This is a genomic window from Pseudomonas sp. COR18, assembly GCF_048568395.1.
GTDB classification, from domain to species: domain Bacteria; phylum Pseudomonadota; class Gammaproteobacteria; order Pseudomonadales; family Pseudomonadaceae; genus Aquipseudomonas; species Aquipseudomonas fuscovaginae_B.
Map to the genome: position 1 here is coordinate 4,189,956 of NZ_CP183808.1, position 25,145 is coordinate 4,215,100.

20 protein-coding genes, 4 tRNA genes and 1 pseudogene are annotated in these 25,145 nt (G+C 62.8%); 14 read left to right on the forward strand and 11 right to left on the reverse strand.

What is annotated here, in order from left to right:
• Nucleotides 1-3: 3 nt before the first annotated feature.
• The 3 genes from ACM62G_RS19370 to ACM62G_RS19380 all read right to left on the reverse strand — a co-directional run bounded on the left by ACM62G_RS19370 (nucleotide 4) and on the right by ACM62G_RS19380 (nucleotide 2,412).
• Entirely contained in the window at nucleotides 4-1,281 is a 1,278-nt protein-coding gene (locus ACM62G_RS19370; RefSeq protein WP_273825958.1) for an OmpP1/FadL family transporter, read from the reverse strand.
• Between the two features lie 143 nt (nucleotides 1,282-1,424).
• On the reverse strand, nucleotides 1,425-1,907 hold the full coding sequence (locus ACM62G_RS19375) for a hypothetical protein (RefSeq protein ID WP_273825959.1): 483 nt from the start codon (nucleotides 1,905-1,907) through the stop codon (nucleotides 1,425-1,427).
• A 280-nt stretch (nucleotides 1,908-2,187) separates the two neighbouring features.
• Nucleotides 2,188-2,412 carry a hypothetical protein gene (locus ACM62G_RS19380; protein ID WP_054058194.1) on the reverse strand — a complete coding sequence of 75 codons (225 nt, stop codon included), beginning with the start codon at nucleotides 2,410-2,412 and terminating at the stop codon, nucleotides 2,188-2,190.
• 928 nt (nucleotides 2,413-3,340) lie between these two features.
• On the opposite strand from ACM62G_RS19380, the gene ACM62G_RS19385 reads away from it, so the two are divergent.
• Together ACM62G_RS19385 and rmuC are read left to right on the forward strand one after the other, a co-directional pair.
• Complete coding sequence (locus ACM62G_RS19385) at nucleotides 3,341-3,664, forward strand: sel1 repeat family protein (protein ID WP_419735358.1); 324 nt, start codon at nucleotides 3,341-3,343, stop codon at nucleotides 3,662-3,664.
• A 180-nt stretch (nucleotides 3,665-3,844) separates the two neighbouring features.
• Nucleotides 3,845-5,209: a DNA recombination protein RmuC gene (rmuC, locus tag ACM62G_RS19390; protein WP_192842698.1), complete on the forward strand. Its 1,365-nt coding sequence runs from the start codon at nucleotides 3,845-3,847 to the stop codon at nucleotides 5,207-5,209.
• Nucleotides 5,210-5,380: 171 nt separating this feature from the next.
• Here the strand turns inward: rmuC and ACM62G_RS19395 are convergent, their stop codons facing one another.
• The gene (locus tag ACM62G_RS19395) at nucleotides 5,381-8,851 is read right to left on the reverse strand and encodes a PAS domain-containing hybrid sensor histidine kinase/response regulator (protein ID WP_054061182.1); all 3,471 of its coding nucleotides are present in this window, start codon (nucleotides 8,849-8,851) and stop codon (nucleotides 5,381-5,383) included.
• Between the two features lie 122 nt (nucleotides 8,852-8,973).
• Nucleotides 8,974-9,519 carry a TetR/AcrR family transcriptional regulator gene (locus tag ACM62G_RS19400; RefSeq protein WP_054061183.1) on the reverse strand — a complete coding sequence of 182 codons (546 nt, stop codon included), beginning with the start codon at nucleotides 9,517-9,519 and terminating at the stop codon, nucleotides 8,974-8,976.
• 91 nt (nucleotides 9,520-9,610) lie between these two features.
• On the opposite strand from ACM62G_RS19400, the gene ACM62G_RS19405 reads away from it, so the two are divergent.
• Complete coding sequence (locus tag ACM62G_RS19405; protein ID WP_419735359.1) at nucleotides 9,611-10,807, forward strand: MFS transporter; 1,197 nt, start codon at nucleotides 9,611-9,613, stop codon at nucleotides 10,805-10,807.
• A gap of 110 nt (nucleotides 10,808-10,917) precedes the next feature.
• A complete protein-coding gene (locus tag ACM62G_RS19410) occupies nucleotides 10,918-11,673 on the forward strand; it encodes a hypothetical protein (RefSeq protein WP_419735360.1) in 756 nt (251 codons plus the stop codon).
• Here ACM62G_RS19410 and ACM62G_RS19415 read toward each other — a convergent pair.
• Nucleotides 11,660-12,615: pseudogene (locus ACM62G_RS19415) on the reverse strand (helix-turn-helix domain-containing protein). The gene ACM62G_RS19410 and the pseudogene ACM62G_RS19415 sit on opposite strands and share 14 nt — an antisense overlap.
• A 122-nt stretch (nucleotides 12,616-12,737) precedes the next feature.
• Between ACM62G_RS19415 and ACM62G_RS19420 the strand changes: the two are divergent.
• The 4 genes from ACM62G_RS19420 to ACM62G_RS19435 all read left to right on the forward strand — a co-directional run bounded on the left by ACM62G_RS19420 (nucleotide 12,738) and on the right by ACM62G_RS19435 (nucleotide 16,899).
• Nucleotides 12,738-13,364: a cysteine hydrolase family protein gene (locus tag ACM62G_RS19420; protein WP_419735361.1), complete on the forward strand. Its 627-nt coding sequence runs from the start codon at nucleotides 12,738-12,740 to the stop codon at nucleotides 13,362-13,364.
• Nucleotides 13,361-13,672, forward strand: coding sequence for a cupin (locus tag ACM62G_RS19425; RefSeq protein ID WP_054057206.1), 312 nt, complete (start codon nucleotides 13,361-13,363; stop codon nucleotides 13,670-13,672). The genes ACM62G_RS19420 and ACM62G_RS19425 overlap by 4 nt, the downstream gene beginning before the upstream one ends.
• Nucleotides 13,673-13,776: 104 nt before the next feature.
• Nucleotides 13,777-14,931 carry a TDT family transporter gene (locus tag ACM62G_RS19430; protein ID WP_419735362.1) on the forward strand — a complete coding sequence of 385 codons (1,155 nt, stop codon included), beginning with the start codon at nucleotides 13,777-13,779 and terminating at the stop codon, nucleotides 14,929-14,931.
• Nucleotides 14,932-15,021: 90 nt separating this feature from the next.
• The gene (locus ACM62G_RS19435) at nucleotides 15,022-16,899 is read left to right on the forward strand and encodes an MFS transporter (protein ID WP_054057204.1); all 1,878 of its coding nucleotides are present in this window, start codon (nucleotides 15,022-15,024) and stop codon (nucleotides 16,897-16,899) included.
• Nucleotides 16,900-17,046: 147 nt separating this feature from the next.
• On the opposite strand, the gene sugE is transcribed toward ACM62G_RS19435, so the two are convergent.
• From sugE to rdgC, 3 genes are all read right to left on the reverse strand, one after another.
• Nucleotides 17,047-17,364 (reverse strand): quaternary ammonium compound efflux SMR transporter SugE, encoded by a 318-nt coding sequence (gene sugE, locus ACM62G_RS19440; protein WP_273826092.1) that lies wholly within the window; start codon nucleotides 17,362-17,364, stop codon nucleotides 17,047-17,049.
• Between the two features lie 116 nt (nucleotides 17,365-17,480).
• Nucleotides 17,481-18,431: a bile acid:sodium symporter family protein gene (locus tag ACM62G_RS19445; protein WP_419735363.1), complete on the reverse strand. Its 951-nt coding sequence runs from the start codon at nucleotides 18,429-18,431 to the stop codon at nucleotides 17,481-17,483.
• Between the two features lie 149 nt (nucleotides 18,432-18,580).
• Nucleotides 18,581-19,501, reverse strand: a complete 921-nt coding sequence (rdgC, locus tag ACM62G_RS19450; protein ID WP_054057201.1) for a recombination-associated protein RdgC — start codon at nucleotides 19,499-19,501, stop codon at nucleotides 18,581-18,583.
• A gap of 160 nt (nucleotides 19,502-19,661) precedes the next feature.
• Between rdgC and ACM62G_RS19455 the strand changes: the two genes are divergently transcribed.
• The 4 genes from ACM62G_RS19455 (at nucleotide 19,662) to ACM62G_RS19470 (ending at nucleotide 20,169) form a co-directional block, all read left to right on the forward strand.
• Nucleotides 19,662-19,737: transfer RNA gene (locus ACM62G_RS19455), tRNA-Val, on the forward strand.
• A gap of 18 nt (nucleotides 19,738-19,755) precedes the next feature.
• Nucleotides 19,756-19,832, forward strand: a tRNA-Asp gene (locus tag ACM62G_RS19460).
• A gap of 165 nt (nucleotides 19,833-19,997) precedes the next feature.
• Nucleotides 19,998-20,073, forward strand: a tRNA-Val gene (locus ACM62G_RS19465).
• Nucleotides 20,074-20,092: 19 nt separating this feature from the next.
• Nucleotides 20,093-20,169, forward strand: a tRNA-Asp gene (locus tag ACM62G_RS19470).
• Nucleotides 20,170-20,347: 178 nt separating this feature from the next.
• On the opposite strand, the gene ACM62G_RS19475 is transcribed toward ACM62G_RS19470, so the two are convergent.
• Nucleotides 20,348-21,484, reverse strand: coding sequence for a catalase family protein (locus tag ACM62G_RS19475; RefSeq protein ID WP_419735364.1), 1,137 nt, complete (start codon nucleotides 21,482-21,484; stop codon nucleotides 20,348-20,350).
• A gap of 37 nt (nucleotides 21,485-21,521) precedes the next feature.
• The gene (locus tag ACM62G_RS19480) at nucleotides 21,522-23,330 is read right to left on the reverse strand and encodes a di-heme-cytochrome C peroxidase (protein ID WP_054057199.1); all 1,809 of its coding nucleotides are present in this window, start codon (nucleotides 23,328-23,330) and stop codon (nucleotides 21,522-21,524) included.
• Nucleotides 23,331-23,598: 268 nt separating this feature from the next.
• Between ACM62G_RS19480 and ACM62G_RS19485 the strand changes: the two genes are divergently transcribed.
• Both ACM62G_RS19485 and ACM62G_RS19490 read left to right on the forward strand, forming a co-directional pair.
• Entirely contained in the window at nucleotides 23,599-24,360 is a 762-nt protein-coding gene (locus tag ACM62G_RS19485; RefSeq protein WP_054057198.1) for an FKBP-type peptidyl-prolyl cis-trans isomerase, read from the forward strand.
• Nucleotides 24,361-24,660: 300 nt separating this feature from the next.
• Complete coding sequence (locus ACM62G_RS19490; protein ID WP_054057197.1) at nucleotides 24,661-25,116, forward strand: YkvA family protein; 456 nt, start codon at nucleotides 24,661-24,663, stop codon at nucleotides 25,114-25,116.
• The last annotated feature ends 29 nt before the right edge of the window (nucleotides 25,117-25,145 follow it).

A 25,145-nucleotide genomic window follows, 5' to 3' on the forward strand; every position in this document is an offset into this window, starting at 1 on the left:
GGATCAGAACTTGTACGTTGCGCCCAGGCCATAGCCCCATGCGCTGTTTTCGTACTTGGCGCTGTAGTTGCCCAGAGCGTTGGTTCTGTTGACGGTGACATCTTCTTCCTTCAGGTAGGAAACCGCTGCATCGATGGTCAGGTTATCGTTGATGGCATAACCCAGGCCAGCACTGATGATGGTGCGGTCACCAGTAGGAATACGTGGCGAACGATCGGTGTTGTTGGCAGGCGACTGGTCGAAGGTCAGGCCGGTACGCACGACCCACTGCTTGTTCAACTGGTAGGAAGTACCCACGGCGTAGGCCCAGGTATCGTGCCAGTTCTGGTCTTCCTTGATGGTGCCGACCAGTGCAGGGGAAAGGGGGCCGCCAGAGGCAGCAGTCACACCTTCGTTATTGATGGTGATGTCTTTCAGGCGACTCCAGCGGGTCCAGGTAGTACCGGCATACAGTTTCCAGGCGTCTGTCAGGTCCTGGGTAACGGACAGGTCATAGGATTCAGGTGTTTCAATCTTCAGGGACGCGTCGTAACGGTTGCTGCGGATCAGCGGTACAGGGCTATTACCTGCGGTTACGTCAGTGTGGCCTTCCAGTTTGTAGTTGACTTTCGAGTGGTAGGTCAGACCGACACGAGTGGTATCGGTTGCCTGGACCAGAACGCCAACGTTGAAGCCCAGGGCAGTATCGTCACCCTTGATTCGCACGTTGGTGTCGCTGGTGGCGAAGGGAGCCCGTACATCGGATTGCAGCTCACCGGAAATACGGTTGATGGTCGGACCGAAACCGATCGACACCCGGTCGTTGAAGGCGTAGCTGACAGTCGGTTGCAGAGTCACGACCTTGACTTCGCTCTTGCTGCCGAATCCGCGGCCCTGGAAGCCGTTTTCATAGTTGGTAACCAGGCCGAAAGGAGCGTAGGCACCAAAACCAACGGACCACTGGTCGTTGATCTGGTTGGTGTAGAACGCCATCGGCACTGTCGTGAAGGGCACCATGTCGCCCTTGTTGGTGCCGCTCGCGCTACCGCGAGCATCCTTGATGTCGGTGGTTGCGTCGATGGACGCGGCACCCACAGTGATTTGCTGCCCTTTCAGGCGGGACATGCCGGCAGGGTTGCCATAGACAGTGCTTGCATCATCGGCAGCGGAGGATCGACCCGCAAAACCAGTACCCATCCCGCTGATACTCTGTTCGTTGAGCGCGAAGCCGCTGGCGAACAGTTGGGTGGACGCGAGGGTAACGGCGAGGCTGAGTGTGGTCTTGAGCATTACTTTTTTCATTATTAGAACTCCGTGGTGATCACCGAGGCGAAAACTACCAACATTTTTGCTTGGGCGCTATAGGCTGTATCGCAGGAGATAGAGCGGTTTTGTAGGACAATCCAACCAAATTCGTCAGATTTTTCTGAATTCGAATCTTATGACTAACAGGCGACAAAACTGACCGATGAGTCACAATTTTTCCAGGCGCGGGTGAAGTCCCGTAAACGCCCTTGTGGCTGGAAAGTCTGTCGCCAGATCCGCGCCATTCCGAGCAGGTCGTCCATGGCTGGCAGTCGCAGTTGCTGTTGTTCGATCAGCAGCCAGGCAATGGCTGTGGCGTAGCGCAGGTTGACGGTCAGTTCGAGGTGCGGGCTGCTCAGGAAGGCATGTTGGCTGGCCAGGCCGCGAACCAGGCTGGCCAGGTCCGGGTCCTGGGCCAGGTAGTGGTCCCACAGTTCGGCGTGGCGCCGTTCGCCGATGCGATACAGGCCGTGGCCGCCACGGTTGTGCAGGGCCGAGCCGAGGTCCGACTGGCTGGCGGCGATACCCAGCAGCAGTGCTTCCGCAGATGGGCTGTGCCGGCCCAGATACCGTAATGTCGGGCGGATCACATAAAGGCGCAGTTCCCTCGCAGCAATACCCATGACACCCTCAAGACTGCTCGCCATGTCGTAATCGGCCGGCGAGACCTGGCGCTTGGCAGCAATGGATCGAGCAGGTCTGCCGGAAGCGACCCGAGTCGCTTGAGTTGAAGTGTAGTGTCATATCTTTGCTGTAAAGGACTGTTTTTAAAATATTTAAAACACGCACTTCGAGCTTGATATATTGATTGGCAATTAGGCTGGTCGGCAAAATTGCGAAACTTCAGGCAATAAAAAGCCCCGCTTGCAGGGCGGGGCTGGTGTATTGCCGTTCGTCCGAACTTCAGGCAATCAATGCCTGGCGGGTGCGGTCTATCACCGCTTGCAAGGGTTCGGCACTGGCGTATTGCTCGGGGTACAGGCGCTCGCTGTGGCGGGCGATCCCGTGCTCGTTGACCAGTGTGAAGCTGAAGCTGCCCTTGCGCGCAGCCATGATCAGGCAGTTCATGGGAGCAAAGGCGTTGGTCAGCGTACGAATGGCTTCCTGGGTGTGGATTTGAGTCGACATATTATTGGTGTTCCTACAAATGACACGGTATCTGAACCGTGCAGCGTTAAAACGTTCCAGTAATGCCGTGCCACCATTGGCCGGAAAAAGAACCTGACTGGAACAAGGCAGCCAGTTTGCAGCGCTTGAAATATGAGTGGCGCTCGGGCTGGCAGGTAGGTACTCAGGAGGGCAGGCAATCACGACAGGGGCAAAGGTTCTGTGCCCGGGGTGAAGATCCTGATCAATTTGCAGGGTGGTTCGGTCAGAGAAAAATCTTGGCAACACCCTCTTCAAGGGTGTCGTGGCGCAAGTTTTACCTGGAAACCATCGAGGGGTCGCTCCCTGTTTTCAGTGGCCGGCTTCTTCGAAGCGTGGCTACCAAGGGATGTTTTCGACCAGAATTGACTTTCAGCTTGGTACTAACGGCGCGGATACTAGCGTATTGGAAAGCGCAAGGGAAGGGTTTTTTGCAAAAAACTCGTGATGTCGATGGCGGCGAACCGCTGGTTTTCGAGCTGCCCGATAGCGAGGCACTCGAGGGCGGCACCGGCGAGGTCAGCGGGCCTGTCGCCAGGCCTTGTCTCATCTGCTTGTGCAAAAAAGGTGCGCCGATATAACCGCGCACGTGTCACTTGTGCACATTATTGGCCCGGCTTGTCACCTCTTTGTCATCTACCTCTCCGGGCCCGCGAATGCCTGTATTGGAAATACAAGTCAATGAAAAATATCGTCTTTTTTATTGGTGAAAAAATCGACAGTTTGACTGCGAGCCCCGTTCCATGGGGCTTTGCGGGGGTTAAAGGGGGGTTGTCCACTGAGTTATCCACAGCTTCTGTGGATTGTCCCAAGCGCTTGCTCTAGCTCGGGCATGTGGCGTTTTTTCGACTTTACCTTCGTGAAAAAAAGAGTAGAGTGGCGCGCCCTGCGATTTGCCCTACTGTCTGATATGAAGTTTCGTTCGACCTCATCATCTCCATCTTCGTCCAATACGACTTCAACCGAGCCGAAGCGTTTTTCGCTGCGCGTCGCGCTCTGGTTGCTGGACAGCCCGAGCCTGGGCCACAACTCCAACGTCAAGCACTTCGCCGGCCGCCTGTTGAAGCAGCCGGCGCGCCAGGGTGTGGTGCTTGCCCAGCGTCGCCTGGGGCAGTTGATGTGCCGCGATTGCGGCAGTTCCCGTGAGCGGCGTATCGGTCACGAGTTGTTGCGTCAGGCGGCCCGCGCTGGCGACCAGGTGGCCCGGCGCGAACTGGGACTGCTCGAAGACTGAGCTGTCCCTGGCGTGGCGTGTTCGCTACCCTTGACCCTTTGAGTCCGGTGTTGCGTGGGAGTGCTTATGGCGTTGGATCTGACCAGTCTGTTGCTGGGTTTGGCGGGGGCGGCGCTGCCATTGCTGGCGTTCGCCTGGCAACTGCAGCGTCGCGCCGGCGCGGCGCAGGCCGAGCTGGCCCTGCAGGATGAACGCCTGGCCAACGCGCAACTGGCCCAGGACGGGCTCAATGCCCAACTGGATGCCTGCCGCGACGAGGTCAGCGACCTCGGCCAGGCCAATGCCGCCAAGCAGGCGGAGTTGGCGGCATTGCGGCGCGAAGTCGACCTGTTGCAGATCGAGCGTGACAACGCCCGGGATGCGGCCCATGCCTGGAACCTCGAACGCAACGGCAAGGAAACCGAGTTGCGCCGCCTCGATGCGCAGGTGGCCTCGTTGAATGCGGCCCTGCGTGAACAGCAGGAGGGGCACCAGCAACGGCTCCAGGACCTGCAAGGCTCGCGGGACGAACTGCGGGCGCAGTTCGCCGAAATGGCCGGGAAGATCTTCGATGAGCGCGAAGCGCGTTTCGCGCAAAGCAGCCAGGAACGCCTCGGACAATTGCTCGACCCGTTGAAGGAGCGTATCCAGTCCTTTGAAAAACGTGTCGAGGAAAGTTACCAGGCCGAGGCCCGCGAGCGTTTTTCCCTGGGCAAGGAACTGGAGCGCCTGCAACAGCTGAACCTGCGCCTGAGCGATGAGGCGACCAACCTGACCCAGGCGCTCAAGGGCCAGAAGACCCAGGGTAACTGGGGCGAACTGATTCTTGAGCGGGTGCTCGAGCATGCCGGCCTGGAAAAGGGCCGCGAATACCAGACCCAGGTCAGCCTCAAGGGCCCCGATGGCGAGCGGTTCCAGCCGGACGTGCTGATCCTGCTGCCGGGGGACAAGCAGGTGGTGGTGGACTCCAAGGTCAGCCTGACGGCCTATCAGCAGTATGTCGGCGCGGCTGACGAGGTGATCGGCCAGGCGGCACTCAAGCAGCATGTGCTGTCGTTGCGCAATCACGTCAAGGGCCTGTCCGGCAAGGACTACAAGCGTCTGGAAGGCTTGCACAGCCTGGATTTCGTCCTGCTGTTCGTGCCGATCGAGGCGGCGTTCTCGGCGGCCTTGCAGGCGGAACCGAACCTGTTCCAGGAGGCGTTCGACCGGCAGATCGTGATTGTCAGCCCGACCACGCTGCTGGCGACCCTGAGGGTGATCGACAGCCTCTGGAAACAGGAGCGCCAGAGCCAGAACGCTCGGGAAATCGCCGAGCGCGCCGGTTGGCTGTACGACAAGTTCGTGCTGTTCATCCAGGACCTGGACGAAGTAGGCAGCCGCCTGCAGCAGTTGGACAAGGCCTACGCGGCGGCGCGCAACAAGCTGACGGAAGGCCGGGGCAACCTCATCAGCCGCAGCGAGCAGCTCAAGCTGCTGGGGGCTCGCGCGAGCAAGAGCCTGCCCGCCGACCTGCTGGAGCGGGCGATGACCGATGCCGATGGCGTGGTCGAATTGCCGGAGTGATTCATCCGGTGGGGCTGGAGTCGTGGGTCTGGCTTGAGGGCCTGTTCGCGGGCAAGCCCGGCTCCTACAGGTTTGAGTCGAGTTCAAGAGGCATGAACGCCGCAATACGGTAGGAGCCGGGCTTGCCCGCGAACAGGCCCCAAAGCCAGGCCCAGGTCATGAAAGCGCAGCTCAACGCGCCAGGTGTCGACTCAGCAGGGCCCGCAACGCTGCCGGCTTCACCGGTTTGGCCAGGTAGTCCAGCCCGCTGCCATGCACCTGCGCAACGGTTTCCTGCCTGCCATCGGCGCTGATCACCACGCCGGGCAGCGGTTCGTTCAGGCGTGTACGCAGCCAGGCCATCAGGTCGGTGCCGGTTTCGCCGTCGTCCAGGTGATAGTCCACCAGTGCCAGTTGCGGACGAATGCCCCTTGCCAGCAGTCCCTCGCATTCCTCGCGGTTGCGTGCGGTCCATACCTGGCAACCCCAGCGGCTGAGCAGGCTGTGCATGCCGATCAGGATGCTGTCCTCGTTATCGATGCACAACACTTGCGCACCGCTCATGGGCTGTCCATTGACTGCCACGCTGGCATGGGTCACGGCCTGCGACGCGCGGGCCAGGGGCACGCTGACGCTGAACACGCTGCCACGCCCCGGCCAGGAGCGGACCTGCAGTTGATGCCCCAGCACCCGGCACAGGCCGTCGGCGATCGCCAGGCCCAGCCCCAGGCCCTTTTCCGCGCGGGTCTGGTGGCTGTCCAGGCGCTTGAACTCCTCGAAGATCACCTGGCGCTTGTCCTCGGGAATTCCCGGGCCGCGATCCCACACCTCCAGCAGCAACAGCTCGCCGCGCCGACGTACGCCGAGCAGCACCGGGCCCTTGGCGTAGCGAAAGGCATTGGTCAGGAAGTTCTGCAGGATCCGCCGCAGCAGCTTGATATCGCTGTCGATGCGCAACTGGCTGCCACGTACCCGGAACTTCAGACCCTGTTCCTGGGCCAGGAGCTTGAACTCGGCGCCCAGGGTGTCGAACAGTTCGTTGACGGCGAACGGCTTCGAGTCCGGAGTGATCTTGCCGTTTTCCAGGCGCGAGATATCCAGCAGGTCGCTGATCAGGTCCTCGGCCGAACGCAACGAACTGTCCAGGTGCTGTACCAGTTGTTGCGCCTCCGCCGACAGCCCTTCCTCCTGGTGTGACAGCGCGGCGGAGAACAGTCGGGCGGCGTTCAGCGGTTGCATCAGGTCGTGGCTGACCGCGGCGAGAAAACGGGTCTTGGACTGGTTCGCCGCCTCGGCGTTACCCTTGGCCTCGGTCAGCGCCAGGTTGAGTTGCGACAGTTCGTGGGTACGCTCGGCCACCCGTTGTTCCAGGCCCTCGTTGGCTTCGGTCAGGGCCTGCTCGGCCTCGCGGAACGCGGTGATGTCGGTAAAGCTCATGACGAAGCCACCACCGGGCATCGGGTTGCCGATCAGTTCGATCACCCGACCGTTGGGAAACAGCCGTTCGGAGGTGTGCGCGCGGCCCTGGCGCATCCAGTGCAGGCGCCGGGCCACGTGGACTTCGGCCTCGCCCGGGCCGCAGAGACCACGCTCGGCGTTGTAGCGGATGATGTCGGCGATCGGCCGGCCGACGCTGATCAGCCCGTCCGGGTAGTTGAACAGTTCCAGGTAGCGGCGGTTCCAGGCCACCAGTTTCAGCGACTGGTCGACCACGCTGATGCCCTGGGTGATGTTCTCGATGGCGCCTTGCAGCAGGGCACGGTTGAACTGCAGCACCTCGGAGGCTTCGTCGGCGATACGCACCACGTCCTCAAGCTGCATGTCGCGACCCTCGATGGCCGCCTTGACCACCGCGCGGGTCGAGGAGGCGCCGAGTACACCGGCCAGCAGGCGTTCGGTGTGGGCGATCCAGTCGCTGTCGGCGTTCTGGTTCGGGTTGAAGCCCTTGCCCTGGCGGTAGGCGAAGCGAATGAAGCTCTGGCGCGCCCGCTCTTCACCGACGAAACGCGCGGCGAGGGTCAGCAGGTCCTCGATCTGTACCGCCAGCATCGAGCGGGCACCGGGACGGGCGCTGATTTCCTGGCCGATGAAGCGCCCGGCCTGCCAGTGTTCGGAGACGCGGCTGCGCGACAGCACCGAGACCCAGGCGAACAGAGTGAAGTTGCCGGCCAGCGACAGCACCACCCCCTGGGTCAGCGGGGAAATGGGCAGGCCCAACGGGTTGCCATGCAGCCAGGCAAGGCCGGGGAAGCTGTTCAGCGACCAGCCCAGGCTGTGGGCGGCAATCGGCAGGACCAGGGTGTAGAACCAGAGGAAGGTACCGCCGGCGATCCCGGCGAACACCCCGCGACGGTTGGCCTGTTTCCAGTACAGCGCACCGAGCATCGCCGGGGCCAGTTGGGTGACGGCGGCAAAGGCGATCTGGCCGATGGTCGCCAGGCTGGCGGTGGAACCCAGCAGGCGGTAGCTGACGTAGGCCAGCAGGAGGATGGCGACGATGCTGACCCGGCGCACCGACAGCATCCAGTGACGGAACACTTCGAACGGCCGCTCGGAATTGGTCCGGCGCAGCAGCCAGGGCAGCAGCATGTCGTTGGACACCATGGTCGACAGGGCGACGCTGGCGACGATCACCATGCCGGTGGCCGCCGAGGCACCGCCGATGAAGGCCAGCAACGCCAGGGACGGGTGGGCCTGGGCCAGTGGCAGGCTGATCACATAAGAGTCGCGCAGGACCTCGGCCGGCAGCATCATCCGCCCGGCCAGGGCGATCGGCACCACGAACAGCGCGGCGAGAATCAGGTAGGTGGGGAATACCCACTTGGCCAGCCGCAGGTCCTGGGGCTCGATGTTCTCCACCACGGTGACATGGAACTGCCGCGGCAGACAGATGATCGCCATCATCGCCACGCCGGTCTGCACCACCATCGAGGGCCAGTTGACCGTTTCCTTCCAGTACTCGGCCAGCAGCGCCGAGTTCCTCGCCTGGTCGAACAGGTCGTCGAAACCGTCGTAGACGCCATAGGTGATGTAGGCGCCGACCGCGAGAAAGGCCAGCAGCTTGACCAGCGATTCGAAGGCGATCGCCAGCACCATGCCGCGGTGGTGTTCGGTGGCGTCGAGGTTGCGGGTACCGAACAGGATGGTGAACAGCGCCAGCACCAGTGAGACGATCAGAGCGGTGTCCTGGGCACGCACGCCCATGGCGTCGGCCCCGGCACCGATCAGCAGGTTCACCCCGAGGACGATGGCCTTGAGTTGCAGGGCGATGTAGGGCAATACCCCGACCAGACAGATCAGCGCCACCACCACCGCCAGCGACTGTGACTTGCCGTAGCGGGCGGCGATGAAGTCGGCGATCGAGGTGATGTTTTCCTGCTTGCTGATCAGCACCATCTTCTGCAGGACCCAGGGCGCGAACACCAGCAGCAGTACCGGCCCGAGGTAGATCGGCAGGAACGCCCAGAGCTGGTCGGCAGCCTGGCCGACCGCGCCGAAGAAGGTCCAACTGGTACAGTAGACCGCCAGCGACAGGCTGTACACCCAGGCGCGTAGCCGCGGCGGCAAGGGCGCGCGGCGACGGTCGCCATAGAAGGCGATGGCGAACATGATGGCCATATAGGCCAGGGCGACGACGGCGATCAGCCCGCTGGACAGCGACATGGAAACTCCCGGCAAAAGACATCCCGAGGGCCGTCCGGCCCCGGGACCACAGTCTCGCACGATGGCCGGGCGGCGTCAGTGTCGACCAAGGTCGCAGCGTGGCCTGGTGTCGCAGCCGATGCTCAGGTGCGCAGGGCGATATCGATCAGGCGGTGCAGTTCCTCGACGGTCAACGGGGCGCTGGAAAACAGCACGCGAAACACGATCGGGGCGACGATCAGGTTGAGCAGGTGATCGACGCTGGGCAATTGACCGGCCTGCGGATAGCGATCGAGGATGATCCGCAACTGGCCGCCGAGAATTTCCACGCAGTGGCCGGGAATGGAGGTGCTGTTCTGCACATCGCGCATCATGTTGCGCCCCGGCTCCGAACTGATTTCGTCCAGGTACTGTTCGGCCCAGGCACGCAGGTCGCCGGGCAGGCTGCCGGTGTCCAGCGGTGGGCGGTCCGGCTGCATGCGCGCCAGGGCGACATCGGCCAGCAGTTCAGAGAGGTCGCCCCAGCGCCGGTAGATGGTCGATGGGGTGACACCGGCGCGGCTGGCAATCTGCGGCACGGTGATGCTGGAGCGCTCCTGTTCTTCAAGGAGCGTACGGACGGCCGCGTGAATCGATTCCTGCACCCGGGCGCTGCGGCCACCGGGGCGGATACTTTCTTTTATCGCCATGGGTAAAACCTTAACACAAAGAATTTGCTTTAAGCGAAAAGCGGTAGCACACTGCGCAAAAGCAAAATTTTAGCTTTTGTGGAGTCCGTTCATGTCCAACCGTGCTGAAGTGACTGTTTCAAACCGTTCCGGCCTGGTCTTCCTGTCGATCACCCTGCTGACGTTTCTGGCCGCATCCAGTGCACCGACACCCTTGTACCACCTGTATCAGGAGGCGCTGGAATTTTCCGCCGCAACCCTGACGCTGATTTTCGGGGTGTATGCCCTGAGCCTGCTGGCGGCCTTGCTGACGGTGGGTTCGTTGTCCGACTATCTGGGCCGTCGACCGGTGCTTTTCAGCGCGTTGCTGCTGGAAATCATTGCCATGGGCCTGTTCATCGCTGCCGACAGCATACCGCTGTTGATCGCCGCCCGGGTGCTGCAGGGGTTTGCCACCGGCATGGCCACCAGTGCGCTCGGTGCGGCGCTGCTGGACCGCGACAACCGCAAGGGCCCGCTGGTCAACAGCCTGGCACCGCTGCTGGGCATGGCCTGCGGGGCCCTGGGGGCGAGCCTGCTGGCGGAGTACTGCCCGCGGCCGACGCAGTTGGTTTACGAACTGCTGCTGGCCCTGCTGGTGTTCCAGGCTCTGTATGTCTGGCGCCTGGCGGAGAGTGTCAGCGCGCAGCCGGGAGCGTTGGCTTCCCTGCGGCCGGCCCTGCACGTACCGCCACAGGCAAGGCGGGCCTTGTGGCTGTCGTTGCCGGTCAACGTCGCGGTGTGGATGGTGGGCGGCTTCTACTCGTCGCTGGCACCCTCACTGGTCCGGGCGGTCACGGGGTCGACCTCGAACCTGATCGGCGGCGGCCTGGTGGCGATCCTGACCCTGAGTGGGGCTGCGGCGATTTTCAGCCTGCGCGAGCGGGCCGCCGGCAAGGTGTTGCAACTGGGCGCGGGCCTGCTGGCGATTGGCGTGGCGCTGGTGCTGGTCGCCGTGAACGAGGCGAGCCTGTGGTTGTTCTTCGTCGGCACACTGCTCACCGGCAGTGGTTTCGGTGCCGGTTTTCTCGGCGCGCTGCGCAGTGTCGTACCACTGGCTCTGCCCCATGAGCGGGCGGGGCTGATGTCGACGTTCTATGTGCTCAGCTATCTGGCCTTTTGCATGCCGGCCTTCCTGGCCGGAAGTCTCAGCCGTAGCCTGGGCTTGATCGTCACCACCCAGGGCTACGGCGACGTGCTGATCCTGCTGTCGCTGGGAGCCCTGCTGGCGCTGCGTCTGCAGCGGCCGGCCAGGACCTGTGCCGCCTGACAACGGGATGGGCTCGCCGCCACGGCGGGCGGCGAGCGTAAATTGAAAGCCGTGAAAGCGACGGGCGCTCAGTCTTTGGTCGGTCGCTGAGCCGCCTTTCAAGGACGATCATGCCTGCCCCTGTTCCTCGGACGTTCACCCTCAACGCCGATCACCTTGCGCGCCAGCTCGCTGGCGCGGATCTGTCGCAAACCTTCACCCTCGTTCTCGAGGTCGCCGCAAAACCCTTGCCCCGTCAGGCCGTGTTGCTGTTGGGCGCGGGTGTGTTGCCGGCCATTGGGCGGCAGTTGCGGCATGTCCTGCCAGGAACGGCGATGCGCCCGCGCGGGGCTGTGCCGTTGGCCTATGCCTTTCATACCCTGCGCGAGGCGATGCTGCTGGAGCCGGACCCCAGGCGCCGGGTGTTGCTGGCCCATGAGTGCATCGACTGCCTGCTGGCGGGCCGGGGCGCCCGCTCGATCGGCAGGCGCATCGCCGTGCTCCATGGCCTGGAGTCGATGGACCTGGTGGTGCAGGGTTTCATCGCGCTGGTGGAAGTCTGCGCGTCGATCCTCAGGGATCACACTTTCATCATGGCCCGCCTGGGAGTCGCCGCCGGCTGGTTCGGTGGCGACATTGGCGTCGCGGCCAGGCTGGGGCGGCCGGCCTTTTATGGTTCGGGCGGGCATATCAGCCGGGCACGCTTCGCGATCATGCGCAACCTGTTGCTGCGCAACGATGAAATCAGGCGACCGGCGCCGGGGATGGAACCGGTGCTGGACGTCTCCTGGCTGCGCCGGGAATACCGGCTGGATCTTCATCGAAGCCTGCCCGGCTCGCTGGAATCTGCGCCGCAAACGCCCGGTCCCTGGGTCAGCGCGCAATGAACTGTGCCCGGTAGGCCGACGGAGAAATATGCAGCGAGGCGTTGAAGTGCTGCCGCAACGACAGGGCGCTGCCGAACCCGGACTCCACGGCGATGGCCTCGATGCTCCGGGAGCTGCTTTCCAGCAGGCGCTGGGCATGGCTCAGGCGTTGGCCCAGCAGCCATTGGCCAATGGTGGTTCCGGTCATCTGCCGGAAGTGCCGGGTCAGTGAGCGGCGGCTCATGGCCGCGCGTTCCGCCAGGTCGTCCAGGGAGTGGTTGCGGGTGAAATGCTGCCCCAGCCACTGCAGCAACTGGCCCATGCGGTCCTGCTCGCCAGCGGTGGCGATCGGCCGTTCGATGAACTGCGCCTGTCCCCCGAGCGATGGGGCGCGATCACCAGGCGGCGGGCCACCTTGTGGGTGGCTTCGGCGCCGCACAGTTGCTGCATCAGGTACAGGCAGCAATCGAGACCGGCGGCGGTGCCGGCGGAGGTCAGCAGGTGATCGGACTCGGCATACAGCACATCGGCATCGAGTTTTACCTGCGGATAGCGCCGGGCAAAGGCCGTGGCCCAATTCCAGTGGGTGGTGGCCGTGCGCCCGTCCAGCAGGCCGGCCTCGGCCAGGACGAAGGCCCCCAGGCACAGGCCGACAATCCGCGTGCCCCTGGCGTGCGCCTGGCGCAAGGCTTCGAGCAGGCGCTCGGGTGGCCGCTCCTCGGTGTCGCGCCACGACGGCATGATGATCACGTCGGCCTGTTCCAGCGCTTCCAGCCCGTGGTGCACCTGGATATCGAAACCGGCCGAGGTGCCGAGCCGTCCCGACTCGAACCCGCAGACCTTGAGGCAAAAGCGCGGCATATCGATGCCTTCACGCTGCTCGGCGAACACCAGGGCCGGCACGGACAGGTGGAACGGGCTGATGCCGTTGAAGGCGATCACGGCGATCTGGAGGGTGGTCATCGAGCGGGCCTTGGGCAAACGGATTTGGCCTGATCTTATCGAATATTGTCTTTCAGGCCACTTATGCGTTTTGCGCCGACCGGCAATCATGGCCTTCCGAACCCGCTACCAGGTACCGAACCATGTCCCAAGCCCCTCGTCGTGCGCTGATCGTGATCGATGTGCAGAATGAATACGTCAGCGGCAACCTGCTGATCCAATACCCACCCGTCAGCGAGTCGCTGGCCAACATCGGCAGGGCCATCGACGCGGCGAATGCCGCGGGTATCCCGGTGGTGCTGGTGCAGAACGATGCTCCGGCGACGTCGCCGCTGTTCGCCATCGGCTCGCCGGGTTGGGAACTGCATCCGGTGGTTGCCGCGCGCCGCCATGATCATCGGGTGAACAAGACCCTGCCCAGCGCCTTTGCCGGCACTGACCTGGCCCAATGGCTGGCGCAGCGCGAGGTCGACACCCTCAGTGTGGTCGGCTACATGACCCACAACTGCAACGCCTCGACCATTTTCGAAGCCACCCACTGTGGCCTGGCGGTCGAGTTTCTGGCCGATGCCACCGGCTCGTTGCCGTATGCCAACGAAGCGGGGCGGGCCAGTGCCGAGGAAATCCACCGGGTGTTCAGCGTGGTGTTCCATAGCCGTTTCGCCGCCGTGGCCAGCACCGTGCAATGGTTGTCGGCGGTGGAGCAGGGGGTGGCCTTGTCCCGCTCTTCGATCCCGGCCTCCAACCAGCTGGCGCTGCAACAGCCATGACCGTCATTCGCAGCCGCGACTTCACCGGTGCCCGTCCCTGGGCGGCGCTGGACATTGCCAGCATGAACGGCATCAGCACCCGCCTGCACTGGACCGACCAGCCCTACATCTGGCATGTCAACGACGGACAGGAAGTGTTCGTGGTGCTCGATGGTCAAGTGCGCATGCGCTATCGCCTGGATGGCATCGAGCAGGCCGTGATGCTGGAAAGCGGCGATATCTTCTACGCGGGTGTCGGTTGCGAGCACCTGGCCGAGCCGCAGGGGCCGGCGCGAGTACTGGTGATCGAGAGTGAGGGCAGCCTCTGACGTATATCTTTGAAATAGATAAGATATAGAGAAAATACCCGTTATATAGATATTCGATACGGTTCTATGATGGCTGCAACCTCACCAGAGGACAGGAGACAGCCATGCAAACCTGCACCAACAGCATCAAACCCGGACTGCGGCCTCTGAGCCACTTGCCGCACCCCCTCGAAGCCATTCGCCAGTTCACCCCCAACTGGTTCGCCGCGACCATGGGCACCGGTGTGCTGGCCCTGGCCCTGGCGCAACTGCCGGTCGCCGTGCCGGGCCTGCGCACCGTGGCCGAAGGCCTGTGGCTGTTCAACATCCTGCTGTTCAGCGTGTTCAGCCTGCTCTACGGTGCACGCTGGGTGCTGTTCTTCCATGAGGCACGGCGGATCTTCGGGCACTCCACCGTCTCGATGTTCTTCGGCACCATTCCCATGGGGCTGGCGACCATCATCAACGGTTTCCTGCTGTTCGGTGTGCCGCATTGGGGCGAAACGGCCGTCGGCATCGCCGAGGTGCTGTGGTGGCTCGATGTGGTGATGTCCGTGGCCTGTGGGGTGCTGATTCCGTTCATGATGTTCACCCGGCAGGAACACCGCATCGACCAGATGACCGCGGTCTGGCTGCTGCCGGTGGTCGCGGCGGAGGTGGCGGCGGCCAGCGGTGCGCTGCTGGTCCCGCACCTGGGGGACAGCGCGCAGCAGTTCAAGGTACTGGTCACCAGCTACGTGCTCTGGGCTTTCTCGGTCCCCGTGGCTTTCAGCATCCTTGCCATCCTGCTGTTGCGCATGGCACTGCATAAGTTGCCTCATGAGAACATGGCCGCGTCGAGTTGGCTGGCCCTTGGGCCCATCGGTACCGGCGCGCTGGGCATGCTGTTGCTGGGCGCGGACTCGCCGGCAGTGTTCGCCGCCAACGGGCTGGCGGGCATCGGCGAGATCGCCAGCGGCCTGGGAGTGGTCGCCGGGATGATTCTCTGGGGCTTCGGCCTGTGGTGGATGCTGATGGCGCTGCTGATCACCCTGCGTTACCTGCGCAGCGGCATTCCGTTCAATCTCGGCTGGTGGGGGTTCACCTTCCCCCTGGGGGTCTACTCCCTGGCCACGCTGAAACTGGGCAGTGTCCTGCATCTGGGCTTTTTCAACGGTTTTGGCCTGTTGCTGGTCGGGCTGTTGAGCGTGTTGTGGCTGATCATCGGTACCCGCACGCTGCGGGGTGCCTACAGGGGCGAGCTGTTCGTTTCGCCCTGTCTTGCAGGAATCGCGAAATAAATCTTCAGGATTAGGTAATGTTGTGGCCTGGAGCGGTGATCCGCACTCCAACAAGAAAGCCGCTCTCGGCGCCACTCAGGACCATGGAAGATGAGTCACCCCTCGCAGTTCAGTCTGTTGCGTACACGGCGTTTCCTGCCGTTCTTCGTAACCCAGTCGCTCGGCGCGTTCAACGACAACGTTTTCAAGCAGTCGCTGATCCTCGCCATCCTCTACAAACTGAGCATCGACGGTGACCGTGGCATCTGGGTCAACCTCTGCGCCCTGCTGTTCATCCTGCCGTTCTTCCTGTTCTCGGCCCTGGCCGGGCAGTTCGGCGAAAAGTTCGCCAAGGATGCGCTGATCCGGGTGATCAAGCTTGCAGAGATCGCGATCATGGCGATCGGCGCGGTGGGCTTCGTGTTCGATCACCTGTCGCTGATGTTGCTGACCTTGTTCGCCATGGGTACCCACTCGGCGCTGTTCGGGCCGGTGAAATACTCGATCCTGCCCCAGGCGTTGCGTGAGGAGGAACTGGTTGGCGGCAACGGCCTGGTGGAAATGGGAACGTTCCTGGCGATCCTGGCCGGGACCATCAGTGCCGGGGTCATGATGTCCTCGGCGCACTACGCGACCATTGTGTCTGCGGCGATCGTGCTGGTGGCGGTATTCGGCTACCTGGCCAGTCGCGGCATACCACGGGCGGCGGCATCCAGCCCGCAGTTGCGGCTGGACTGGAACATCTTCAGCCAGTCCTGGGCCACCCTGCGCCTGGGGTTGGGACAGACCCCGGCGGTCTCGCGTTCGATCGTCGGCAACTCCTGGTTCTGGTTCGTCGGAGCGATCTACCTGACGCAGATTCCCGCCTATGCCAAGGAGTGGATGTACGGCGACGAAAGCGTGGTGACGCTGATTCTCACCGTGTTCTCGGTCGGCATCGCCGCCGGCTCCATGCTCTGCGAGCGCCTGTCCGGGCGCAAGGTGGAGATCGGCCTGGTGCCCTTCGGTTCGTTCGGCCTGAGCCTGTTCGGTCTGTTGCTGTGGTGGCATTCGGGCAACCTGCCGCAGAACGTCCAGGCCAATGACTGGCTGGCCCTGCTGCACCACAGCCAGGCCTGGTGGGTGCTGCTGGATATCCTCGGGCTGGGTGTCTTCGGCGGTTTCTACATCGTGCCGCTGTATGCGCTGATCCAGTCGCGCACCGCGGAAAACGAGCGGGCCCGGGTGATTGCCGCGAACAACATTCTCAACGCGCTGTTCATGGTGGTGTCGGCGATCGTGTCGATCCTGCTGCTGAGCGTGGCGAAGCTGTCGATTCCGGAGCTGTTTCTGGTGGTGTCGCTGATGAACATCGCGGTCAACACCTACATCTTCAAGATCGTCCCCGAGTTCAGCATGCGTTTCATGATCTGGCTGCTCAGCCATTCCATGTACCGGGTCGAACACCGCAATCTTGAGCTGATACCCGACGAGGGGGCGGCGCTGCTGGTGTGCAACCACGTGTCGTTCGTCGATGCGCTGCTGATCGGTGGGGCGGTGCGGCGCCCGATCCGTTTCGTCATGTACTACAAGATCTACCGGTTGCCGGTGCTCAACTTCATCTTCCGCACGGCCGGCGCGATTCCGATTGCCGGGCGTGGCGAGGACCTGGAGATCTACGAGCAGGCGTTCAGGAAAATCGCCGAGTACCTCAAGGAGGGCGAGCTGGTGTGCATCTTCCCCGAGGGCAAGCTGACCAGTGATGGCGAGATCAACGAGTTCAAGGGTGGCATGACCCGCGTGCTGGAGGAAACCCCGGTGCCGGTGATCCCGCTGGCGCTCCAGGGGTTGTGGGGCAGTTTCTTCAGCCGTGATCCGCAGAAGGGCTTCTTCCGGCGTCTGTGGTCACGGGTGACGCTGGTGGCCGGGCCGGCGGTGGCCGCCGAGTCCGCAGTACCGTCACGGATGCGCGAGCAGGTGCTGCAGTTGCGCGGGATGGCCCGTCGCTAAGGGGACGATGCAAGACGGCTGGGGAGGGACGTCGTACGGATATCCCGTGTACGACGCTTGCCCTGCAGGAGCCCGGCTTGCCGGCGAAGAGGCCCGTCAGGCCATTGGAAGCTTCGCGGGCTAGCCCTGCTCCTACAGGCCGGTGTGTCAGGACGCCGAGACCTTCAGGCCGATCAGGCCGGTGATGATCAGGGCCACGCTCGCCAGCCGTATCAGCGCCATGGACTCGCCGAACAGGATGATCCCGGCGATGACGGTTCCCACCGCGCCGACACCGGTCCACACCGCATAGGCGGTGCCCAGTGGCAAGTCCTTCACGGCAAGGCCGAGCAGGCCAAGGCTGATGGCCATGGCGCCAACGGTCAGTACGGTAGGGAGTGGACGGCTGAAGCCATCGGTGTATTTGAGGCCAACGGCCCAGCCGACTTCAAACAGGCCGGCGAAAAACAGAATGATCCAGGACATGCGAACCTCCATCGAGTGATGGGGCCGTCCCCGGATTGATAGCTCGAGCGAGCCGCAGGGTCGTCCCTGCCTTGCGCACTATCGTGCACATTATCGATCCGGGGAGCAAGTTTTCCCTAGTCGGTCGTTTGCCGTTCCTGCCCGTCAGTCATTCGGCGGAACCAGGTCGAAAGCAGGGCGCCGGAAATGTTGTGCCACACACTGAACAACGCGCTCGGCACTGCCGCCAGCGGCGAGAAGTGTGCACTGGCCAGCGCCGCGCCCAACCCGGAGTTCTGCATGCCGACCTCCAGGGCCAGCGACTTGCGCTGGGCCAGCGGCAGCTTGAACAGACGGCCGGTGAAGTAGCCCAGCAGATAGCCGAAGCTGTTGTGCAGCATCACCACCGCCATGATCAGCAGCCCGGATTCGGCGATCTTCGCCTGGCTGGCGGCGACCACTGCCGCGACGATGATCACGATGCTGATCACCGACACCAGCGGCAGCACCTCGACCGCATGGCGCACCCGTTCGCCCAGCAGGCGCTGGGCGACCACGCCGAGCACGATTGGCAGCAGGACCACCTGCAGGATCGACCAGAACAGTTCCGCGAACGAGACCGGCAACCAGGCCGAAGCCAGCAGCCAGATCAGCGCCGGGGTCAGTAGCGGGGCGAGCAGGGTTGTGACGGCGGCGATGGCCACCGACAGTGCCAGGTCGCCGCGGGCCAGCCAGGTCATCACGTTGGACGCGGTGCCGCTCGGGCAGCAGCCCACCAGGATCACCCCGACGGCGATTTCCGCCGGCAGGTGAAAGGCCTGGCAGAGCAGCCAGGCGACGCCGGGCATGATGACGAAATGCGCGACCACGCCGAGGGCCACGCGCCAGGGATGGCGGGCGACTTCGGCGAAGTCTTCGAGTTTGAGGGTCAGGCCCATGCCGAACATCACCAGGCCGAGCAGCGGCACGATGGCGACTTTCAGGCTGAGGAACCAGCCGGGCAGAAGGAACGCCAGTACGGCGAAGATCAGTACCCAGTAGGCGAAGGTGTTACCGACAAAACGACTCAGTGCCGCCAGTGCACGCATGGTGTTTTCCTTGTTATTTGCGGGGCGGGGCAGGCAAGCGCCGACCCATAGCAGCCCGGCTTGGCGGCGAAGGGATCTCTGGATCGCCAAAGCCTTCGCTGGCAAGCCAGGCGCCTGCAGAACGGTGCCTGGCCCCTACGTACGGCCCATCAGATGCCCTGCGGGATTTCCTCGCCGCCCAGCGCCTCGAACAGCTCCGGCAGGAACTCGCCGAAGGTCAGCATCATCAGGGTGAAGCTGGCATCCAGCTGGCCCAGGGCTTCGTCGCCGCCGTCCTGTTCGGCCTGGTCCTGCAGCAGGTCTTCGAACTTCAGGCGCTTGACCACCATCTTGTCGTCGAGGACGAAGGACAGCTTGTCCTGCCAGGCCAGGGCCAGTTGGGTGACCATCTTGCCGGTGCTCAGGTGCAGCTGGATTTCGTCGCCGGTCAGATCCTGGCGCTTGCAGCGGATGATGCCGCCGTCTTCCTGGACATCACGCAGTTCGCACTCGTCGAGGACGAAGAAGTTGTCGGCGGCCTTGAGGGTCTTGACCCAATCGGTCATCACCGCGGTCGGCGCGATCTTCACGGTCAGTGGTCGCACCGGCAGGGTGCCGAGCACTTCGCGCAGGGTCGACAGCAGGTCTTCGGCGCGTTTCGGGCTGGCCGAGTTGACCAGGATCAGGCCCTGTTTCGGCGCGATCGCGGCGAAGGTCGCCGAACGGCGGATAAAGGCGCGTGGCAGGAAAGCCTGGATGATTTCATCCTTGAGCTGGTCACGTTCCTTCTTGTAGACCTTGCGCATCTGTTCGGCTTCGATCTCTTCGACCTTTTCCTTCAGTGCGTCACGCACCACGCTGCCCGGCAGGATGCGTTCTTCCTTGCGGGCCGAGACCAGCAGGAAATCGCCGCTGACATGCACCAGCGGTGCGTCTTCGCCCTTGCCGAATGGAGCGATGAAGCCATAGGTGGTCAGCTCCTGGCTTGCGCAGGGGCGGGCCGGCTTGGTCGCCAGCGCGGCCTCCAGGGCCTCGGCGTCAAAAGGCAGATCCTGGGTCAGGCGGTAGATCAGCAGGTTCTTGAACCACATGGGGCGAATCTCTCCTTTATACAAAGGTGGGCATTATTCTCTTCGTGGCCCGATAGGCCAACCCTCTGCTAAGTCTTTGGAAGGCCTGAAAAAAATATTGAAGAAAGTGCTTGCCAGAGTGGGGAGCGCTCCGTAGAATGCGCGCCACACCGAAAGCGAAGGGTGATTAGCTCAGCCGGGAGAGCATCTGCCTTACAAGCAGAGGGTCGGCGGTTCGATCCCGTCATCACCCACCATTCGTTCAAGTGTTTAGCGCAGCGGTAGTTCAGTCGGTTAGAATACCGGCCTGTCACGCCGGGGGTCGCGGGTTCGAGTCCCGTCCGCTGCGCCATATTCGATGATCTGGACCACTGAACGCCAGGTCATCACGCAAAGCCCGCCTAACCGCGGGCTTTTTGCTGTCTGGTGTGTGGAAAAGTCCACGATTTAAATTTTTTTATTTAAATCAGTGCTTTATGGATTTTTTGTGGCATAATGCGCTCACACCGGAAGCGAAGGGTGATTAGCTCAGCCGGGAGAGCATCTGCCTTACAAGCAGAGGGTCGGCGGTTCGATCCCGTCATCACCCACCATTCGTTTCAAGTGTTTCGCGCAGCGGTAGTTCAGTCGGTTAGAATACCGGCCTGTCACGCCGGGGGTCGCGGGTTCGAGTCCCGTCCGCTGCGCCATATATCGATATTCTGGACCACTGAACGCCAGAGCATCACGGAAAGCCCGCCCAGTGCGGGCTTTTTTTCGTCCGGGGTTTTTGTGGTGCCTGTTCGCGGATGAATCCGCGAACAGGCCCGTAAGGCCGCCAAAAGCCTTGCGGGCATGACAGGGGCTTAGCCGCCCAGAGGTTCTCTCCTATCGTTCGGCGTTCCGGCTGTGCCGGTAATCGCTGACCGCGTCATACACCGCCTTGCGCAGGCGGTTGATCCCCCCGATCGGCCGGTGCGCCTCAAGCCCGTGCCACGGACTGAACGACTGGTTGTCACAGGCGATGTTCTGCTCCAGCGTGTCGAAATCCTGCGCCGGAATGCGGATGTTCGCCACCGTCTCGAAGGGGGCATCGCTTTCCTTCCATTCGATGCTGGTGTCTTCGATCGGCATGTACCGGTTGGCGTTCTGGCGCTGGATCTGCAGCACGAAGCAGGCCGGAACCCGGTCCGTGGACAACTGCTGGACCAGGGCGCTGCGCAGGAAGTTCGGCAGGTCCTCGTTCTGCTTCGGCAACTCGTATTCCGGGCAGCTTTGCGGATCGGGGGCAACACGGAACTTGGCGTTGGCACTGCCGAACTTGTAGGGCGATACGGAAAAGTAGGTCGTCTGCAGCGGTGTTTTCGGCGCCGGTGCCAGGGTTGCCAAGGCAATGAACAGGTGGCGGATCTGCCAGCCGGTGGGGTTCCAACTGGGGAAGAAGGCCAGAACCTTCTTGCCGTCGGCCTGGGCGGCGATGTTCTGCTGGTATTCGGCGACATCGCTGACGAAGAAGTTCGGATGGTTGAACATCACGAAATCCTGCTCATGGCGCCCCTGCTGACCGGCCAGCAACTGCCTGCCGGGAACATCCAGCAGCTTGATCGCCATGCCGCGGGCATCGCGGATGCTGTCGAACTGCGGATAGGCATTGCCGTTGGACAGGCGGATCAGCGCCTGCCAGGTCTTGCCCGGCTCGGCGAACACGCCCTGGCGCAGCCCGTTGTCCAGGCCGTCGAGCACCTGCACTTCGGCATTCACACAGCCATGGGCCTTGGCGTGGGCATCGCGCAGGTAGCGGGTGCCCTCGCGGTGCTGGTCGACGATGCGCACGGCGGTCTGAATGATGTCCTGGGTCCTCGCGGTCTCATCGCTCGGCACCTGTTCCACCGTCGGCACCGGGCCGCTGTGGCGCCAGGCGTACCAACCGGTGGCCAGGGCCCAGCCGAGCAGGCCGAGGCCTACCAGGAGCAGCAGGCTCTTGCCGAGAAATGCGCCGAGGCGCAGCCACAGTCGCTTCAGCATGTGAACGTCCTTTCAGGCTTGTCGGGAGGGCATGGGTTCATGGCAACTGCTGCTCCAGCGGGCCACCCAGCACCTTCAGGTATTCGAGCAGGGCCCAGCGCTCCTCCGGTTGCAGCAGCCTGCCGATCACGCCGTTGCCGCGCTTGCCGGCACGGAATTCATGACCGCTGTTGTGGTTGCCGCTGATCCGGGTGTCGAACAGGAAGCCGTTCTCGAAGGCTTTCTGGCGATAGCCCAGGTGACGCGGATCGTATTCGAAAGTGCCCCGATAAAAAGTGGTGGAGCGCTCGTCCTGCGGCGACAGCAACTGATAGAGGCTCGGCACCGAGCCGTTGTGCAGGTAGGGCGGTGTGGCCCATACCCCCGCCAGCGGCCGCGCCTTGTAGGCCCGTTGTTCGAGTACGCCGATCGGCAGGCCGAAGCCGTCCAGTTGCGGGCGCTCGGCAGGTGTCACGCCGGCATCGCGATAGGCGCGCTCCTCGACGAACGCCGTGACATAGGCCAGGCCCTTGGCTACCGACAGCTGGCTCAGGTCCAGCGGCTGGTCGCTCCTGGGATGAAGTTGCACCGGCAGTTTTGCCAGTTCCGCCGGGTCCCATTGCAGCGCGCTCAGGTCATAGCGCTGGTCAGCGATGTTGTTCGCGGTGTTCGGGTCGGTACCGATCGCGGCCAGGGGAATGCTGGTGAGGTGTTGCACCGCACGACCGTTTTCCTCGGTCACCGAGGGCACGTGGCAGCCGGCACAGTTCTCGGCAAACAGCTTGCGGCCCTGGGCGGCCCGGGCCAGATCGACCTTGCCGAACAGCTCCTCGGGCCAGGTCGGTGGCTTGAGGCGTTGCAGGGTTTCCTCGATCTTGTGCAGGTCACGCACCCGCACGCTGGACGGATAGCGGTCGTCGCCACGCAGTGGCTGGCCGTTGGCGTCGAAAAAGTTCAGCGTGGCACCGACGCCCAGGGCCTCACCGATATTGCGGGCCATCGGCTGCTGGGCCGAGGCGGTCCACTGGACCCAATCGAAGGTCCAGATATCCCACAGTTGCGGGTAGTCCACCGGCGCGTTGGCGACCCGGTAGTTCTTGTCGGAGATGGCATCGCCGAAGCTGGCGTTGGCGATCCGGCCGAAGGCGTCCGTGCGTCCCGGACCCTCCAGCGTCGGATAGAGTCCGCGGTGGGTATCGTTCCAGGCGACGTGGAGGAAGGTATCGAGGGACTGTTTCAGCGCCACCCGCAGTTCGGCACGCTTGGCCTCGTAGTCGTTGCCGAGGACCTTGCGGGCGAAGCGCTCGAACTTCCAGGGGTTGTAGTAGGTGGCCGCGAGGCTGGCGACCAGTGCCTGGCCGAAGCTGCCGCCACGCACCGTCGGTACGCTGGAGGGCAGCACATGCTGGGCCGAACCACCGTCGATCCTCAACGCCTGGCCTTTGTAGCGCAGTTCGCCGGTGTGGCAGGCCGAGCAGGTGATGTCCAGGTACTGCTCGCTGCTTGCGGGGTTCTGGTGGCGGGTGAAGCCCACCGGCAGATTGCCGGGATTATCCGCCGTGGCCTGTTGCCGAGGATCGACCAGGAAGCCGAAGCGTGCCAGGTATTCCGGCGCGGCGAAGCGTTGTTCGGAGAAGGGCAGTTCCAGGGCGGTGAACCATTCGTAGCGCAGGCCCTTCACCTGGGTACCCTGGGGCGTGTAGTAGAAGGTCTGGCGATCGGCCGGGCTCCACTGTTCCAGGTAATGCACCTGCTCGGCCGGTATGTATGCCGGCAATTTCGGATTGGCGATGTAGTACAAGATCACCGCGAGGCCTAGGCCAATCAGCAGTATCAGAGCCAGTAACACACGGTAAAAAATGCGCAAGATAACGATCCTTGTCGAGGTGTGATGCTCTTATGCCTCAGCTGCTGCCTGGCATCAAGTGGCCGTGATGGCCGCCCGTACTGGCTCCCGCTGGCGGAGCGGTTGTTTCGTTGGACGTAAGCAGAATGTCAGCACTGTGTAAAATGCTTTGCGGACCTGAACTTATCGACTGTTTTCGGCTCTGATCCCGGTAGCCATTGGTCGCGGCCGCCTGATAAGCTCGCGACTTTATTCGAATGCCCCCTAGGCGCATGAACAAGGAAATAGCATGAAACAGCATCGGTTGGCGGCGGCGGTGGCCCTGGTTAGCCTGGTACTCGCGGGCTGCGATTCGCACTCCAGCGTAGAGCTGAAAACCCCGGCGCAAAAAGCCTCCTACGGTATTGGCCTGAACATGGGCAAGAGCCTGGCCCAGGAAGGCATGGATGATCTGGATTCCAAGGCCGTGGCCCAGGGCATCGAGGATGCCATCGGCAAGAAAGAGCAGAAGCTCAAGGACGAAGAACTGGTCGAGGCGTTCGCCGCGCTGCAGAAGCGTGCCGAAGAGCGCATGGCCAAGCTGAGCGAAGAGTCGGCAGCCGCCGGCAAGAAATTCCTCGAGGAAAACGGCAAGAAGCCTGGCATCGTGACCACCGCTTCCGGCCTGCAGTATGAAGTCGTCAAGAAAGCCGACGGTCCTCAGCCCAAGCCGACCGACGTCGTCACCGTCCACTACACCGGCAAGCTGATCAATGGCACCACCTTCGACAGTTCCGTGGATCGCGGCAGCCCGATCGACCTGCCGGTCAGCGGCGTGATTCCTGGTTGGGTCGAAGGCCTGCAACTGATGCACGTTGGCGAGAAGTACAAGCTGTACATTCCGGCTGATCTGGCTTACGGCGCGCAGAGCCCGAGCCCGGCGATTCCGGCCAACTCGGTTCTGGTGTTCGACCTGGAACTGCTGGCGATCAAGGATCCGACCAAGGCTGACGATGCGGAAGCTCCTGCCGCCAAGCCTGCCGGTAAGGCCGCCGAGAAAGCGGCGAAGTAATCCTCCGGTTTGCCCCGCGAAAACGCCCCGTTCTACGGGGCGTTTTCGTTTGTGCGGCATGATGGGTTGCAATAAACCGAACATATACTGCCGACAGCAGTCTTAACATTGAGCTAATTGGCGTAGTCGTAGACTGTCGCCAAGTCAATGAAATATTGGGGTTTTTTTAGTGAGTAAAAAACGCCCGATCTGACTCGGACCCTTGTGCGACGGGGCTTTCAGCCATGAAATGCCGCTCTGTTCACAAGGTTATCCACAATTTGTGTGGATAACCTTGTGCGCCTGATCGCTGGAGTGATGATGAAAACACCGTGGAATTTCGCTCGCTTCCTGCCCCTGGCCCAACGCCTCCTGGCGCGTGGACGCCTGCCCACTTTATTGTTCGCAGTGGCGAGCAAGAGTGCCCGGGAAGGCGGGCGGCTGGGCAAGCTCAAGGAGGACCTGAAGCTGTTGCAGGTCTTGTGCCTGGCCTACTGGCGCGGTGAATATCGCGCGGTCAGTGCCAAGTCGATGGTCATCGTGGTGGCGGGCCTGATGTATTTTCTCAGCCCGATCGACGCGATTCCGGATTTCATCCCGTTATTCGGCATGCTCGACGATATCGCGGTGCTGGCCTGGGTGATGAATGCCCTGGACCAGGAGTTGAATGCCTTCCGGGCCTGGCGCGAGCGCCAGGTGCCGGAACACCTGGTGGCGGTCGAACGCCTGCCGGAGACCCCGAAGCAGTTGCAGCTCGAACGCAACGACAAAAATTGACCTGAATCCCCTCGTTTGAAGATCGCACA